We start from the raw sequence: 15,113 nt of genomic DNA, 5'->3' as shown, positions 1-15,113 counted from the left end.
CCATGCAGAAAGAAACCGAAATCAAACTCCGCGTCAGCCGCGAGACCCTGGCAGCCTTGCGCGAGCATCCGCTGCTGAAAAAACGCAACAAGAGTGGCTGGGAACGCCACGAATTGATGAACCAGTATTTCGACACGCCAGAGCGTGACCTGGCCCGGGCCAAGGTCGCCCTGCGCCTGCGTCGCGATGGCGAAGAGGTGATCCAGACCCTCAAGACCCGCGGCCAGAGCGTCGCCGGCCTGTCCGAGCGCAACGAATACGACTGGCACCTGCCCAAGGCCAAGCTCGATCTGAAGAAGCTCGACGGCGAATGCTGGCCCGAGGCCTTGGCCGAACTGGACAAGAAAACTCTCAAGGCCATCTTCACCACCGACTTCGTCCGCGAACGCGCTGAAATCGCTTGGGGCCGTGGCAAAAGCAAGGTGGTCATCGAAGCGGCCCTGGACCTGGGGCACGTGGTGGTCGGCAAGCAGAAGGAAGAAATCTGCGAACTGGAGCTGGAACTGCGCGAAGGCGAACCCGCCGCCCTGCTGGAGCTGGCCGCCGAGCTGGCCATGACTTTGCCCTTGATGCCCTGCGACATCAGCAAGGCCGAGCGTGGCTATCGCCTGCATGACGCGGGCAGCTACGCCTTGAGCCTGCCGGCCCCGCAACTGACTGCCGAAACGCCGCTGGACGATGCCTTCGCCGCGCTGAGCTGGCATTTGCTCGGCAGCAGCCAGCGCCTGGCCGAGCAATACCGTTTCAACGGCCATTGGCGCCTGCTGCAGGACTGGGTGGAAAGCCTAGCCGAACTGCGCGCTCTGCTCAGCAGCCTCGGCCAGGCCGCGCCGCGCCAATCGACCCACGACTTGCGCCTGGCCCTGGACGCGTTGCTGGAAGACTGGCGCCCGCTGGTCCAGGCCGGCCTGGACGACGAAGACGTGCGCAAGGCCGCGCCGGAACAGTTCCTCGAAGAGCTGCAAGACCCGCGTTGGGGCCTGTTTTCCCTCAACACGTCACGCTGGCTGCTGGCCCGCAGTTGGGCCGTCGAGCGCAACACCCGCGGCAATCGCCAGGGCGCGGCGCAACTGGGCAGCTGGTTGCCACGCCTGTTGGGCGAAGAGTCCTCGTCCCTGCAATTGCAACGTTATCAGCAGCAACCGGAAGATCTTGCCGAGCAACTGCCGCGCATCGAACGCATCCAGGCCTGGCTGCACCATGCCCGCCATGTGTTGGAGATTCCGGAAATGGATCGGCTCTACGGTGAGCTGAACAAGCTGGCACAACTGGCCAACCAACCGATCACCGACGAAACGCTGGATGCGCGCAAGCAGCAGGCGATTGCGGTGTATCAGAACCGGGCCTGGAAGACGTTGTTGCGCCTGTAAGATCGCCATCGCGAGCAGGCTCGCTCCCACAGTTGATCTTCAGCGGCCACCAGATGTGCGCACAACGCTGAACCCGTGTGGGAGCGAGCCTGCTCGCGATGAGGCCAGCATATTCACCTCAGATATTTGTTCAGCGCACCACCGGCAAACTCGTCGTCGACTTGATCTCCGACAGCGCCACGATCGAATTCACTTCCTGGATCCCCGGCACCATCGACAGCTTTTCGAAAAAGAATCGCTCATACGCCTCGATGTCCGCCGTGACGATGCGCAGCAGAAAATCCACCGAGCCCATCAGCACGTAACACTCCAGTACTTCGGGAAAGCCGCGGATCGCCTCGGTGAACTCGGTGAAGTTCGAACGACCATGGGCGTTGAGTTTCACTTCGGCGAAGATCTGCGTGTCGAGGCCGATTTTCTTGCGATCCAGCAGGGTCACCTGAGCGCGGATGATGCCCTCCTCCTTCATCCGCTGGATCCGCCGCCAGCACGGCGATTGAGACAAGCCCACCTGCTCGGCGATCTGCGCGCTGGACAGCGAGGCATCCTCTTGCAGCAGGGCCAGTATCCTGCGGTCATAGCTATCCAGCTCGCTTTGCATAGACAAACCCAAAATGAATGATCTGGAGACTCAAGCGATTCGAAACATCGCCGAAAGCACTCATCTTAGATAAGAAATACCCGGCGACGCATGTAAATATTTCTCCGTCCCCAAGGAGACCCCACATGCCCCCGCTTGAAGCCGTTGCCACAACCCCGACCCGCGCCGATGTCTGGCACGCCGCCAACGCCCATTGCCGCGTGCACTACCAGATGCTGGCCGAGGCCGAGCCGGACCTGCTCTGCCGGGCATTGAACCTGTTTGCCTTGCAGGGCCTGACCCCACAGCAGGTTCGCGTCGAGCGCCTCGACGAGCTGCTGTCGCTGGACATCCTCATGGACGGGCTGAGTTGGCACCGCGCCCAGGTCATCGCAGAAAAATTACGCAACCTGATCGGCATGTGCTCGGTGGACCTGCAAGGCGCTGATATTGCGCGAGTTGAGTCGGCCCAAGCGGCCGGTTGAGCCTCTCACGGGCAAGAATTGGTAACGCATTGGTCGGGTAGTGGCCCAACGGACCATCGGGTCGGGACTATTCTTTTGCAGACCGAGCGAGGACGCCGAGGCGTCTGTATCGCGGCTTTGCTGCAATTGTCCAATAGGAACCCGCATGTCCACCAAACACGCCACTCAGGACCGCTGGCTGGACCTCAACGATCTGCTGCGCCAACTGGTCACCCAGGGCTTCATCAGCCAGGATTCGGCCGAAACCGCGCTCAACGCCCGCCGGCGCCATAGCGCCAACAGCCAGCTGCATCCGCTGGAGTTCATTGCCAACCAGCACCTGGACGACCTCAGTCGCCCCGGCAAACGCCTCGACTTGGAGAACCTGACGCTCTGGTTGTCCCAGCAGGCCGGCCAGCCCTACATGCGCATCGACCCGCTGAAAATCAACGTGGCGGCCGTGACGCCCTTGATGTCCTATGCCTTTGCCCAGCGCCACAAGATCCTCGCGGTAGCGGTCGATCGTGATGCCGTCACCGTCGCCAGCGCACAACCCTATGTCAACAGTTGGGAAGCCGACCTGACCCACGTGCTCAAGCTGCCGATCAAGCGGGTGGTCGCCAATCCGGTGGACATCCAGCGCCTGAGCGTGGAGTTCTATCGCCTGGCCAAATCGGTCAGCGGCGCCACCACGGTCGATCAGCAACCGAGCAACCTGAGCAATTTCGAACAGTTGCTCAACCTCGGCGCCAGCGACCAGGAGCCGGACGCCAACGACGCCCACATCGTCAATATCGTCGACTGGCTGTTCCAGTACGCCTTCCAGCAGCGGGCCAGCGATATCCACATCGAACCGCGCCGCGAGCAGGGCACGGTGCGGTTTCGCATCGACGGGGTGCTGCACACCGTCTATCAATTTCCGCCGCAGGTCACGATGGCGATCGTCAGCCGCCTCAAGAGCCTGGGGCGGATGAACGTCGCGGAAAAACGCAAACCCCAGGACGGCCGGGTCAAGACCAAGACCCCGGACGGCGGCGAAGTGGAATTGCGCCTGTCGACCTTGCCCACGGCGTTCGGCGAAAAAATGGTCATGCGGATCTTCGACCCGGAAGTGCTGCTCAAGGACTTCGATCAACTCGGCTTCTCCGCCGACGACCTGCGCCGCTGGCAGGACATGACCCGCCAGCCCAACGGCATCATCCTGGTGACCGGGCCGACCGGTTCCGGCAAGACCACCACGCTCTACACCACCCTCAAGAAACTGGCGACGCCGGAAGTGAACCTCTGCACCATCGAGGACCCGATCGAAATGGTCGAGGCGTCCTTCAACCAGATGCAGGTCCAGCACAACATCGACCTGAGCTTCGCCGCCGGGGTGCGGGCCCTCATGCGACAAGACCCGGACATCATCATGATCGGTGAGATCCGAGACCTGGAGACCGCTGAAATGGCGATCCAGGCGGCGCTCACCGGTCACTTGGTCCTATCGACACTGCACACCAACGACGCGCCGAGCGCCATCAGCCGCCTGCTGGAACTGGGGGTGCCCCATTACCTGATCAAGGCCACCGTGCTTGGCGTCATGGCCCAGCGGCTGGTGCGCACCCTGTGCCCACAATGCAAGGCGCCCCTGACCCTGAACGAAGACGACTGGCAGACCCTGACCCGGCCCTGGCAGGCACCGCTGCCGAGCAATGCCCAGCAGGCCGTCGGTTGCCTGGAATGCCGTGACACCGGTTACCGCGGCCGCGCCGGCGTCTACGAAATCATGCAACTGACCGACAGCGTCAAGGCCTTGATCCACCCCGACACCGACCTGCTGGCGGTGCGTCGCCAGGCCTTCAAGGAAGGTATGCGCAGCCTGCGGCTGTCGGGGGCGCAAAAGGTCGCGGCAGGCTTGACCACGGTCGAGGAAGTGTTGCGGGTTACGCCTCAGAGCGAGCAGAAGTAATAGCGGCAGCACCTGTGGCGAGAGGGTTTGGACCTCACCGTGGGAGCAAGGCTTGCCCGCGATGAAGATGACGCGGTCTCCCTGGGAAGCGAGGAGCCTGCATCGCGAGCAAGCTTTGCTCCCACAGAGTGAGGATAATGGCCGCTTGCCCTACACTCAGGGCTCGCAGGTCCATCTCAATTCGCACAGGGAACCGTCATGCAGATCGGTAGCGTACTTTTACTTTTCATCGGCCTGGTGGTCGTCATTCTCTTCATGGGTTTCAAGGTCGTGCCCCAGGGCTACCAATGGACCGTCGAGCGGTTCGGCCGCTACACCAATACGCTCAAGCCCGGCCTGAACATCATCATCCCGGTGATGGATCGCATCGGGCGCAAGATCAACGTCATGGAAAGCGTGCTGGACATCCCGCCCCAGGAAGTCATCACCGCCGACAACGCCACGGTACAGATCGACGCCGTGTGCTTCTTCCAGGTGGTCAATACGGCCCAGGCAGCCTACGAGGTCAACAACCTCGAGCACGCCATCCGCAACCTGCTGCAAACCAATATCCGCACCGTGCTGGGGTCCATGGAGCTGGACGCGATGCTGAGCCAGCGCGACGGCATCAACGAAAAACTGCTGCGCACCGTTGATGAAGCCACGGCGCCGTGGGGCATCAAGATCACCCGGATCGAGATCAAGGACATCAGCCCGCCGGCCGACCTGATGGCCGCCATGTCCGGGCAGATGAAAGCCGAACGGATCAAGCGTGCCCAGATCCTCGAAGCCGAGGGCCTGCGCGCGTCGGCGATCCTCACCGCCGAAGGCAAGAAGCAGGCGCAGATCCTCGAGGCCGAGGGCAGCCGCCAGGCCGCGTTCCTGGAGTCCGAGGCCCGCGAACGCCAGGCGCAAGCCGAAGCGCTGGCCACCCAGGTCGTGTCCCAGGCCATTGCCGACGGTAACGTCCAGGCCGTGAACTACTTCGTCGCGCAGAAATACATCGATGCGCTAGGAAAACTGGCGTCGGCCAACAACAGCAAGGTGATCCTGATGCCGCTGGAAGCGAGCCAGGTCATCGGTGCGGTCGGTGGCATCGGCGAGATCGTCAAGGCCACCTTCGACAGCAAGAAAGCCTGAGGCGCGCGTATGTGGGAGTTCCTGCAACACATGTCGTACTGGGACTGGCTGGCGCTGGGCGTCATCCTGCTGATCCTCGAAGTCTTCGGCGCCGGTGGCTACTTGCTGTGGATCGGCATGGCCGCCGCGGCAGTCGGCGTACTCACGTTCATCCTGCCGCAGATGCCATGGGAGCTGCAGTTCCTGTTGTTCGGCCTGTTTGCCATCGCCACGGCACTGTACTGGTGGCAACGCCAGCGCAGCGCGGTGCGCCAAAGCGATCAGCCGCTCCTGAACCTGCGCGGACAGGAACTGATCGGCAAGGTCTTCCTGGTCCATGAAGCGATAGTCGAGGGCCGCGGCAAGATCAAGGTGGCCGACAGCGTGTGGCTGGCCAAGGGGCCCGAGTCGCCCGTTGGCACGCGGGTCAAGGTAGTGGCCCAGGAAGGCGCGGTACTGCAAGTGGAGCAGGCTGACTGACAAGTCATGGAACTGAATCGAGACGCAGGTAATCCAACGTCATAGTTAACCCAGTGGAGTCACCTATCATGCGTCTCAAACTTGCTGTCGCTACCCTAGCCTTGCTGTCTCTTCCTGTTGGCTCGGCAATGGCCGACACGTTTTGGCGTAACGTCATTTCATCCGGTGCGACCACCGGTTCCACCTACCTGACCTTCAAGGATAACAAGCTGATCGTCGCCGCCCAGGACGACGCCGGCAGCTTCGTCGCCAGCGATGGCGGTATCCGTGGCCCTTACCTGGAAGCGGCGATGCAGAAGGTGCGTGCCGACAACCCAGGCCTGCAAGCCACCGACATGGAACTGGCCAACGCGATCCTGGCGAAAAACGCCGTCGCCCAGGAGTGATACCGGGCCAATAAAAAATGCCGCTCGATGGGAGCGGCATTTTTTTGCCCGAAAATATTATCAGGCTGTACGCAGTACCCTGTGTGGGAGCGGGCTTGCTCGCGAAAGCGGTGTATCAGTCCACAACACTGAAACTGACACACCGCTTTCGCGAGCAAGCCCGCTCCCACATTGGATCCGGGTTATTCGCCGATAGCGGCCTTGTAGCCTGCTGCATCGAGCAGCTTGTCCAACTCGGCCTTGTCGCTTGGCTTGAGCTTGAAGATCCAGGCGCCGTACGGATCGGAGTTCAGCAGCTCAGGCGAACCGCCCAAGTCTTCGTTGATCGCGATCACTTCGCCGGCAATCGGGGAGTAGATGTCGGAAGCGGCCTTGACCGACTCAACCACACCAGACTGGTCACCCGCGGCAAACACCTTACCGACTTCCGTCAGCTCGACAAACACCACATCGCCCAAGGCTTCCTGCGCATGATCGCTGATGCCCACGGTGACGGTGCCGTCAGCTTCCAGACGTGCCCACTCATGACTTTCGGCAAAACGCAGGTCGGCAGGGATATTACTCATATTCTGTGTCCTCAAGAGAAAGTGTCAGCGGCCAGCGGCCCGCCGCAAAAGGTTAGATCAGGGTTTTGCCATGGCGGACGAAGGTCGGTTTGACCACCCGTACCGGATACCACTTACCACGAATTTCTACCTCGGCCCGGTCAGCGGTTGCCATCGGGACACGTGCCAGGGCGATCGACTTGCTAAGCGTAGGAGAAAAACTACCACTGGTGATCTCTCCTTCGCCAACATTGGCGATACGAACCACCTGATGGGCGCGCAAAACGCCCCGCTCTTCCAGCACCAGCCCGACCAGTTTGTGCTGCACACCGCTGGCAAGCTCGGCCTCCAGTGCAGCGCGTCCGATGAACTGACGGCTCGCCGGTTCCCAGGCAATACTCCAGGCCATGTTCGAGGCCAGCGGTGAAACATCCTGGTGGATGTCCTGGCCGTAGAGGTTCATGCCGGCTTCCAGGCGCAAGGTATCGCGGGCGCCGAGGCCGATGGGCGAAATGCCTGCGCCGACCAGGTCGTTGAAGAAACTCGGTGCCTCTTGGGCCGGCAGCACAATCTCCAGGCCATCTTCGCCGGTATAACCGGTCCGGGCGATGAACCATTCGCCGTCGGCGCGGCCTTCGAAAGGCTTGAGTTGCTGGATGATTTGCCCACGCGGTTGTGTGACCAGCTCGGCAATCTTTTGCCGGGCGTGGGGGCCCTGGATCGCCAGCATCGCCAGCTCGGGACGCTCATGCAACTGCACATCGTAGCCGCCGAGCTGTGCCTGCATCCAGGCCAGGTCTTGGTCGCGGGTCGAGGCGTTGAAGACCAGTCGATAGCCATCCTCGACACGGTAGATGATCATGTCGTCGACAATGCCACCGCGCTCATTGAGCATCGTGCTGTACAAGGCACTGCCTGTGCCCTGCAAACGCTCGACGTCATTGGCCAGCAACCGCTGCAGCCAGACCTTGGCCTGGGGGCCGGCGACATCGATCACGGTCATGTGGGATACATCGAACACACCGCAGTCGCGACGCACCTGATGGTGCTCTTCGACTTGCGAGCCGTAGTGCAAAGGCATATCCCAACCGCCAAAATCGACCATCTTCGCGCCGAGGGCGAGATGAAGGTCATACAGAGGCGTACGCTGTCCCATGGGTTTCTCCTTCCGGGCTTGGCGAAGGTGCGGACGGGCACTGCGTAGCGCGAACGCCTGAAAAAAAGGAGTTTTCTGACGCTCTCAGTTGCCCGGTCCGACAGACGGACCGCACCGAATGCCGCGCATTGTAGCCGCATGAGGTAGGACTGACACCTAGCTGTTTCGATGGGCCGAACGTCGTATCAATCCGATGACCGGCAACAACCCCACCAAGACCAACGTCAGCGCCGGCAACGCGGCCCGGGCCCACTCCCCTTCGCTGGTCATCTCGAAGATCCGCACCGCCAGCGTGTCCCAGCCGAACGGGCGCATCAGCAGCGTCGCGGGCATTTCCTTGAGCACATCGACGAACACCAGCAACGCCGCGCTCAATGTCCCGGGCAACAACAACGGCAGATACACTTTGAAAAACAGTCGTGGGCCACTGACCCCAAGGCTGCGTGCCGCTTCGGGCAAGGACGGACGAATTCGCGCCAGGCTGCTCTCCAACGGACCGTAGGCCACGGCCAGGAAGCGCACCAGATACGCCAACAACAGCGCCGCCAGGCTGCCCAGCAGCAACGGCTTGCCTGCACCGCCGAGCCAGGTCGACAGCGGGATGACCAGCTCACGGTCCAGGTAGCTGAACGCGAGCATGATCGACACCGCCAACACCGAACCGGGCAAGGCATATCCCAGGTTCGCCAGGCCGACGCCGGCACGAATCGGGCGGGTCGGCGCCAACCGCCGGGCGAATGCCAGCAGCAAGGCCACGCAGACGGTGACCAACGCGGCCAGGCCGCCCAAGTAGAGGGTGTGGACGATCAGCCCGGCGTAACGCTCATCCAAGTCGAAACGGCCGCGTTGCCAGAACCACACCACCAATTGCAGCACCGGGATGACAAACGCGCAGGCAAACACCAGGACGCACCAGCCACTGGCCGCCACGGCCTTGAAGCCGCGCAACGTGTACAACGCCTTGACCCGGGGCCGCTCGTTGCTGGCTCGGTGGGCGCCACGGGCCCGGCGTTCGCCGTAGAGCACCAGCATCACCGCCAACAACAGCAGGCTGGCCAGTTGGGCTGCGCTGGAGAGGCTGAAGAAGCCGTACCAGGTCTTGTAGATGGCGGTGGTGAAGGTGTCGAAGTTGAACACTGACACCGCACCGAAATCCGCCAGGGTTTCCATCAACGCCAGCGCCACGCCCGCACCGATGGCCGGGCGGGCCATCGGCAGCGCCACGCGCCAGAACGCCTGCCATGGCGACTGCCCAAGCACCCGGGCGGCTTCCATCAAGCCCTTGCCCTGGGCCAGGAAGGCACTGCGCGCGAGCAGATAGACGTAAGGGTAAAAGACCAGCACCAGCACCAGGATCACCCCGCCGGTGGAACGAACCCGGGGCAGGCGCAAGCCGCTGCCGAACCATTCACGCATCAGCGTCTGCACGGGGCCGGCAAAATCCAGCAGACCGACGAAGACAAACGCCAGCACATAGGCCGGAATCGCAAACGGCAGCATCAACGCCCAGTCGAGCCAGCGTCGCCCCGGGAACTCACACAGGCTGGTGAGCCAGGCGAGACTGACCCCCAACAGCGTCACACCGATCCCCACGCCAAGGATCAACGTGAGGGTGTTGCCCAGCAAGCGTGGCATTTGCGTGTCCCACAAGTGGGACCAGATCTGCTGGTCGATGCTCTGCCAGGACAACAGCAAGACGCTCAAGGGCAACAGGACCAGCGCGGCGATGGCGAAGACCAGGGGGTACCAACGGCGTTGGGCGGGGTGGGCCAAGGAAAACTCTCGTTAAATGAGGATGCCCGCGCATTGGCGCGGGCACCTATTTTATAACCAACCGCAGAAAACCTGTGGCGAGGGGATTTATCCCCGCTGGCTTGCGGAGCAAGCCCAATTGCAGACAACTCAACCCGTCTGCAACGCCGCGTTCTCCGCTTGGGGGCTGCTTCGCAACCCAGCGGGGATAAATCCCCTCGCCACAGGGAATCGTGCCTGACTTCGGGTTAATTCCAGCCAGCGCGATCCATCATGCGAATGGCTTCGGCCTGGCGCTTACCCGCGACTTCCACCGGCAGGGTGTCGGCCTTGAACTTGCCCCAGGCTGCCACTTCCTTGGACGGTTCGACGTTCGGGTTGGCCGGGAACTCCTGGTTCACGTCGGCGAAAATGCTCTGTGCTTCTGGCGTGGTCATCCACTCCACCAGTTTCTTCGCCGCTTCCGGATGCGGTGCATGCTGGGTCAAGCCAATGCCCGAGAGGTTGATGTGTACGCCACGATCAGCCTGGTTCGGCCAGAACAGCTTGACCTTCAGGTCCGGCTTCTGCTGGTGCAGGCGGCCATAGTAGTAGGTGTTGACGATGCCGACATCGCACTGGCCAGCGTTGATTGCTTCAAGCAACGCGGTGTCGTCGGAGAACACATCGGTAGAAAGGTTCTTGACCCAGCCCTTGAGGATTTCCTCGGTTTTTTCCGCCCCGTGGGTTTCGATCAAGGTGGCGGTCAGGGACTGGTTGTAGACCTTTTTCGACGTCCGCAGGCACAAGCGGCCTTCCCACTCTTTGCCAGCCAACGCTTCATAGGTGGTCAATTCGCTGGGTTTAACCCGCTCGGTGGAATAGACGATGGTCCGCGCCCGCAGGCTCAAGCCAGTCCAGGCGTGGGAGGACGCGCGGTATTGAGACGGGATGTTGGCGTCGATCACCGGCGAGGTGAACGGCTGGAGAATGCCCATCTGCTCGGCCTGCCAGAGGTTGCCGGCATCGACGGTGAGCAACAGGTCGGCGGTGGCGTTTGCGCCTTCGGCCTTGATCCGCTGCATCAACGGCGCTTCCTTGTCAGTGATGAATTTCACCGACACGCCGGTTTTCTTGGTGTAGGCATCGAAGACCGGCTTGATCAGTTCATCGATGCGCGAGGAGTAGACCACCACCTCATCGGCGGCCTGGGCGGCAGTGGAACCGATCAGGGTCAAGGCGAGGGCGGACAGCAGGCGTTTGGTTGCCAACATGGTAGCGGTCTCAGGGTTGTGAACGAAGCGCAAATGATAAGGACTCACATTTAGCACTACAATCGAACAGTGGGTGGACACATTTCCAAATGTTACAACTTTGAGATGTGCAGTGTTTTTGCGTCCGCCAATCGCGGGCAAGCCTTGCTCCCACAAAAGCTTGTTCCACATTGCACACCTGTGGGAGCAAGAGCTTGTGGGAACAAGGCTTGTGTGGGAGCAAGGCTTGCCCGCGATGAGGCCATGTGCCCCAACCCACCTCTCAGGCCTTAGCCAAATCCGGCAGATCCCCAATCAACCCCAGCGCCTCGCGTACGAACAGCGCCTTGGCCTCAGGCAGGCGGTCCACCAGTTTCAGCCCGGTGTTACGCATCCAGCGCACCGGCAGCGGATCGGCCTGGAACAAGCGCTCGAAGCCCTCCATCGCGGCCATCAGCGCCAGGTTGTGAGGCATGCGGCGGCGCTCGTAGCGGCTCAATACCTTAACGTCTGCCAAGCGCTCGCCGCGTGCGGCCGCTTGCAACAACACTTCGGCCAGCACCGCGGCGTCGAGGAAACCCAGGTTCACCCCCTGCCCAGCCAACGGATGGATGGTGTGGGCCGCGTCGCCGATCAGTGCAAGCCCTTCGGCCACGTAGCGCTTGGCATGGCGCTGGCGCAGCGGCACGCACAGGCGCGGGTCGGCGCTCAGTACCGGGCCGAGCTGGCCTTCGAAGGCGCGTTCCAATTCGCTGCAAAACGCAGTGTCATCGAGCACCATCAAGCGCTGCGCTTCTTCGGGAGTGGTGGACCAGACGATCGAGCACCAATCGTGTTGGCCGTCACGCTCAAGGGGCAGGAATGCCAGCGGGCCGTTGTCGGTGAAGCGCTGCCAGGCCGTCTTTCGATGTGGCCGGGCGCTGCGCACGCTGGTGACGATGGCATGGTGCAGGTAATCCCATTCGCGCGTCGCCACGCCAGTCAGGCGGCGCACGGCGGAGTTCGCGCCATCGGCGGCAATCACCAGGGGCGCGCGCAGGGTGCGGCCATCGGCCAGGGTCAGCAACCAATCATCGCCGGAGCGACGCATCTGTTCCAGCCGGGCATTGGCCAGCAAGCCCAGGTCGCAGTCATGCAACCGATCCAGCAGCGCATCCTGCACCACGCGATTTTCAACAATGTGCCCAAGCGTCTCGGCGTGCAGGCTGGCCGCGGAAAAATGGATCTGCCCGGTGCCGCTGCCGTCCCAGACGTGCATGTCGGTGTAAGGGCTGGCACGCCGGGTGGTGATGCCGTCCCAGACGCCCAGGCGATCGAGGATTCGCTGGCTGGCCGTGGACAAGGCACTGACCCGGGGCTCGAACGCGGCCTGGGAATCGAAGGGCTTGACGCTCATCGGGCTGCCGTCGAGCAACAGCACTTGCAAACCACTGCCCTGCAACGCCAGCGCCAGGGCGCTGCCGACCATACCGGCGCCGACAATCAGCAGATCTGCACGCAATTCCATGCTCTACGCCTGTTTTGCTGGCGACGTCAGTCGCCCATGAAAAGAAATGACCACGCCAGCCTCACGCATCGGGACGCGTCCCCAAGCCCATGGCCTGGCGGGCGAACCAGCGCTTGGCCGGAGGCAGCAGGTCGAGGCCCAGCAAACCGAGGTTACGACCCAGGGACACCAGCGGCAGGTTGCTGCCGAACAGGCGCGTGACCTGGTCGGAGAAGCCCACGGTCAGGGCCTGGTCCGTGCGCTGGCTCTCGCGATAAGCCTGCAACACGGCAAAGTCTCCAGGCTCGCCGTCGCTGTCGAGCAAGGCATCGGCCAGGGCCTGGGCATCGCGCAGGGACAGGTTGAACCCCTGTCCGGCAATCGGGTGCAGGCTGTGGGCGGCGTTGCCGAGGATCGCCAGGTGCGGACGGACCTGTTCTTCGGCCTCCACCAACGCCAGCGGGTACAGATGCCGCACGCCCACCTGTTTCAGCGTCCCCAGTCGATAGCCGAACACGCCCTGCAATTCGGCGAGGAAGCTGCGCTCATCGAGGGCCGCCAGCCGTTGTGCGTCCATGCCCTGGCGAGTCCAGACCAGCGCGCAACGGTTCTCCGGCAATGGCAACAAGGCCATCGGGCCGTCATCGGTGAAGCGTTCGAAGGCCATGCCATTGTGGGCTTCGCTGGGGGTGATGTTGGCGATCAAGGCGCTTTGGTCATAGGGCCGATTGCGCACGCCGACACCCAACTGCTCGCGCAAGCCGGAGCGACCACCATCGGCCAGAACGGCCAGGTCGCATTCCAGGGTGGTTTCGTCGTCGAGGGTCAGGCGATAACCGCCGACCAGCGGCTCCATGCGAGTGACCTGCGCCGGGCAGCGCCAACTAACCACTTCGTGGTCAAGCCCTTGCCACAGGCACTGGCCAAGCCAGGCGTTTTCCACCACGTAGCCCAACGCCGGCACGCCCTCTTCCATGGCCGACAGCCGCGCCGTGGAAAACCGCCCGCGGTCGGACACATGGATCTGCTTGATCGGCTCGGCGCGACGGGAAATTTCCTGCCAGACACCCAGGCGTTGATAGATCTGCCGGGCCCCGTAGGACAATGCCGAAGACCGGGCATCGTAGCTTGGCTGCCAGGCGTCGCCGGGGGCGAACGGTTCGATCAGCATAATCTTCCAGCCCCGCGCCTTGGCACCCGCTTGCAGGGCCAGCGCCAGGCTCGCGCCGACCAGGCCGCCGCCAATGATCGCCAGGTTGACCCGGCTCATGCCGCTTGCGTCCGGGAAGCGGCCATCAAGGCCTCGATTTCGGCGACCGTCTTCGGCACGCCTCGGCTCAGGATTTCACAACCGGTTTTGGTCACTACCACGTCATCCTCGATGCGCACGCCAATGCCGCGCCATTTTTTCGCGACGCTGCGGTTGTTCGGGTTGATGTAGATGCCCGGTTCCACCGTCAGCGTCATACCGATTTCCAGGACCCGCCACTCGCCGCCGACCCGGTATTCGCCCACGTCATGCACGTCCATGCCCAACCAATGGCCAGCACGGTGCATGTAGAACGCCCGATAGGCCTCGCTGGCAATCAAATCGTCCACCTCACCTTCCAGCAGCCCCAGGCGCACCAAGCCTTCGGTAATAACCCGGACCGTCGCTTCGTGGGCCTGGTTCCAGTGTTTGTCCGGTGCGATCTGGGCAAACGCGGCTTCCTGGGCGGCCAGCACCACTTCGTAGATCGCTTTCTGTTCGGGCGAAAACTTGCCGCTGACCGGCCAGGTACGGGTGATATCGCTGGCGTAGCAGTCGATTTCACAGCCGGCGTCAATCAAAACCAGGTCGCCGTCCTTGAGCAGCGCGTCGTTCTGCTGGTAGTGCAGGATGCAGCTGTTGCGCCCCGCCGCGACGATCGAGCCGTAGGCCGGCATCTTCGCCCCACCCTTGCGGAATTCATAATCGAGCTCGGCCTCCAGGCTGAACTCATGCAACCCCGGGCGCGCCGCCTGCATCGCTCGGATGTGCGCCTGGGCGGAGATCCGCGCCGCTTCGCGCATGACCTTCACTTCCGCCGCCGATTTATACAGGCGCATGTCGTGCAGCAAGTGATCCAGGGCAACGAATTCGTTCGGCGGCTGGGCGCCGAGGTGGGCCTTGGAGCGAATCACGTTGATCCACTCCATCAGGTGCCGGTCGAATTCAGGGTTGCTGCCCATGGCCGAATACACCCGGTCGCGGCCTTCGATCAGGCCCGGCAGGATGTCGTCGATGTCGGTGATGGGAAAAGCGTCGTCGGCACCGTAGTCACGGATCGCCCCTTCCTGGCCGGCGCGCAGGCCGTCCCACAACTCACGTTCGGCGTTGCGCTCGCGGCAAAAGAGGATGTATTCGCCATGGGCGCGGCCGGGCATCAGCACCAGCACCGCTTGCGGCTCGGGAAAGCCGCTGAGGTATTGGAAGTCACTGTCCTGGCGGTAGACATGCTCGACGTCGCGGTTGCGGATCGCAACGGCGGCGGCGGGCAGGATTGCGATGCTGTTGGGTTCCATCTGCGCCATCAGCGCCTTGCGGCGACGGCCGTATTCCGATTTCGGGATATGAATCATGGGCAGACGGGG

At 62.6% G+C, this 15,113-nt stretch carries 14 protein-coding genes; 6 read left to right on the top strand and 8 right to left on the bottom strand.

Annotation, left to right across the window (positions count from 1 at the left end; translation table 11 throughout):
• Nucleotides 1-2: 2 nt before the first annotated feature.
• Entirely contained in the window at nucleotides 3-1,370 is a 1,368-nt protein-coding gene (locus tag J3361_RS08395) for a CYTH domain-containing protein (RefSeq protein ID WP_186707579.1), read from the top strand.
• 130 nt (nucleotides 1,371-1,500) lie between these two features.
• Here the strand turns inward: J3361_RS08395 and J3361_RS08390 are convergent, their stop codons facing one another.
• A complete protein-coding gene (locus J3361_RS08390) occupies nucleotides 1,501-1,971 on the bottom strand; it encodes an Lrp/AsnC family transcriptional regulator (protein ID WP_207963862.1) in 471 nt (156 codons plus the stop codon).
• A 125-nt stretch (nucleotides 1,972-2,096) separates the two neighbouring features.
• Between J3361_RS08390 and J3361_RS08385 the strand changes: the two genes are divergently transcribed.
• The 5 genes from J3361_RS08385 (at nucleotide 2,097) to J3361_RS08365 (ending at nucleotide 6,329) form a co-directional block, all read left to right on the top strand.
• Nucleotides 2,097-2,435, top strand: a complete 339-nt coding sequence (locus J3361_RS08385; RefSeq protein WP_207963861.1) for a hypothetical protein — start codon at nucleotides 2,097-2,099, stop codon at nucleotides 2,433-2,435.
• Nucleotides 2,436-2,580: 145 nt separating this feature from the next.
• Nucleotides 2,581-4,365: a GspE/PulE family protein gene (locus J3361_RS08380; RefSeq protein WP_186730173.1), complete on the top strand. Its 1,785-nt coding sequence runs from the start codon at nucleotides 2,581-2,583 to the stop codon at nucleotides 4,363-4,365.
• 198 nt (nucleotides 4,366-4,563) lie between these two features.
• The gene (locus tag J3361_RS08375; protein ID WP_186707583.1) at nucleotides 4,564-5,484 is read left to right on the top strand and encodes an SPFH domain-containing protein; all 921 of its coding nucleotides are present in this window, start codon (nucleotides 4,564-4,566) and stop codon (nucleotides 5,482-5,484) included.
• A gap of 9 nt (nucleotides 5,485-5,493) precedes the next feature.
• The gene (locus tag J3361_RS08370) at nucleotides 5,494-5,943 is read left to right on the top strand and encodes an NfeD family protein (protein WP_207963859.1); all 450 of its coding nucleotides are present in this window, start codon (nucleotides 5,494-5,496) and stop codon (nucleotides 5,941-5,943) included.
• Between the two features lie 65 nt (nucleotides 5,944-6,008).
• Nucleotides 6,009-6,329 carry a DUF2388 domain-containing protein gene (locus J3361_RS08365; protein WP_186707601.1) on the top strand — a complete coding sequence of 107 codons (321 nt, stop codon included), beginning with the start codon at nucleotides 6,009-6,011 and terminating at the stop codon, nucleotides 6,327-6,329.
• 182 nt (nucleotides 6,330-6,511) lie between these two features.
• Here J3361_RS08365 and gcvH read toward each other — a convergent pair whose 3' ends face one another.
• The 7 genes from gcvH to pepP all read right to left on the bottom strand — a co-directional run bounded on the left by gcvH (nucleotide 6,512) and on the right by pepP (nucleotide 15,101).
• Entirely contained in the window at nucleotides 6,512-6,895 is a 384-nt protein-coding gene (gcvH, locus tag J3361_RS08360; protein ID WP_207963857.1) for a glycine cleavage system protein GcvH, read from the bottom strand.
• 52 nt (nucleotides 6,896-6,947) lie between these two features.
• Nucleotides 6,948-8,030, bottom strand: coding sequence for a glycine cleavage system aminomethyltransferase GcvT (gene gcvT / locus J3361_RS08355; RefSeq protein WP_207963856.1), 1,083 nt, complete (start codon nucleotides 8,028-8,030; stop codon nucleotides 6,948-6,950).
• A gap of 156 nt (nucleotides 8,031-8,186) precedes the next feature.
• Nucleotides 8,187-9,803 carry an iron ABC transporter permease gene (locus J3361_RS08350; protein ID WP_207963854.1) on the bottom strand — a complete coding sequence of 539 codons (1,617 nt, stop codon included), beginning with the start codon at nucleotides 9,801-9,803 and terminating at the stop codon, nucleotides 8,187-8,189.
• A gap of 227 nt (nucleotides 9,804-10,030) precedes the next feature.
• Nucleotides 10,031-11,035 carry an extracellular solute-binding protein gene (locus J3361_RS08345; RefSeq protein ID WP_207963852.1) on the bottom strand — a complete coding sequence of 335 codons (1,005 nt, stop codon included), beginning with the start codon at nucleotides 11,033-11,035 and terminating at the stop codon, nucleotides 10,031-10,033.
• A 262-nt stretch (nucleotides 11,036-11,297) separates the two neighbouring features.
• Complete coding sequence (locus J3361_RS08340) at nucleotides 11,298-12,515, bottom strand: 2-octaprenyl-3-methyl-6-methoxy-1,4-benzoquinol hydroxylase (protein WP_207963951.1); 1,218 nt, start codon at nucleotides 12,513-12,515, stop codon at nucleotides 11,298-11,300.
• 67 nt (nucleotides 12,516-12,582) lie between these two features.
• Nucleotides 12,583-13,770, bottom strand: coding sequence for a 2-octaprenyl-6-methoxyphenyl hydroxylase (gene ubiH, locus J3361_RS08335; protein ID WP_207963851.1), 1,188 nt, complete (start codon nucleotides 13,768-13,770; stop codon nucleotides 12,583-12,585).
• Complete coding sequence (gene pepP / locus J3361_RS08330; protein WP_207963850.1) at nucleotides 13,767-15,101, bottom strand: Xaa-Pro aminopeptidase; 1,335 nt, start codon at nucleotides 15,099-15,101, stop codon at nucleotides 13,767-13,769. Before pepP ends, ubiH begins: the two co-directional genes overlap by 4 nt.
• Nucleotides 15,102-15,113 lie beyond the last annotated feature (12 nt).

The organism is Pseudomonas sp. OA65 (genome assembly GCF_017498305.1).
Classification (GTDB): Bacteria; Pseudomonadota; Gammaproteobacteria; order Pseudomonadales; family Pseudomonadaceae; genus Aquipseudomonas; species Aquipseudomonas zanjanensis.
This window is presented reverse-complemented; position numbering and strand designations above follow the sequence as displayed.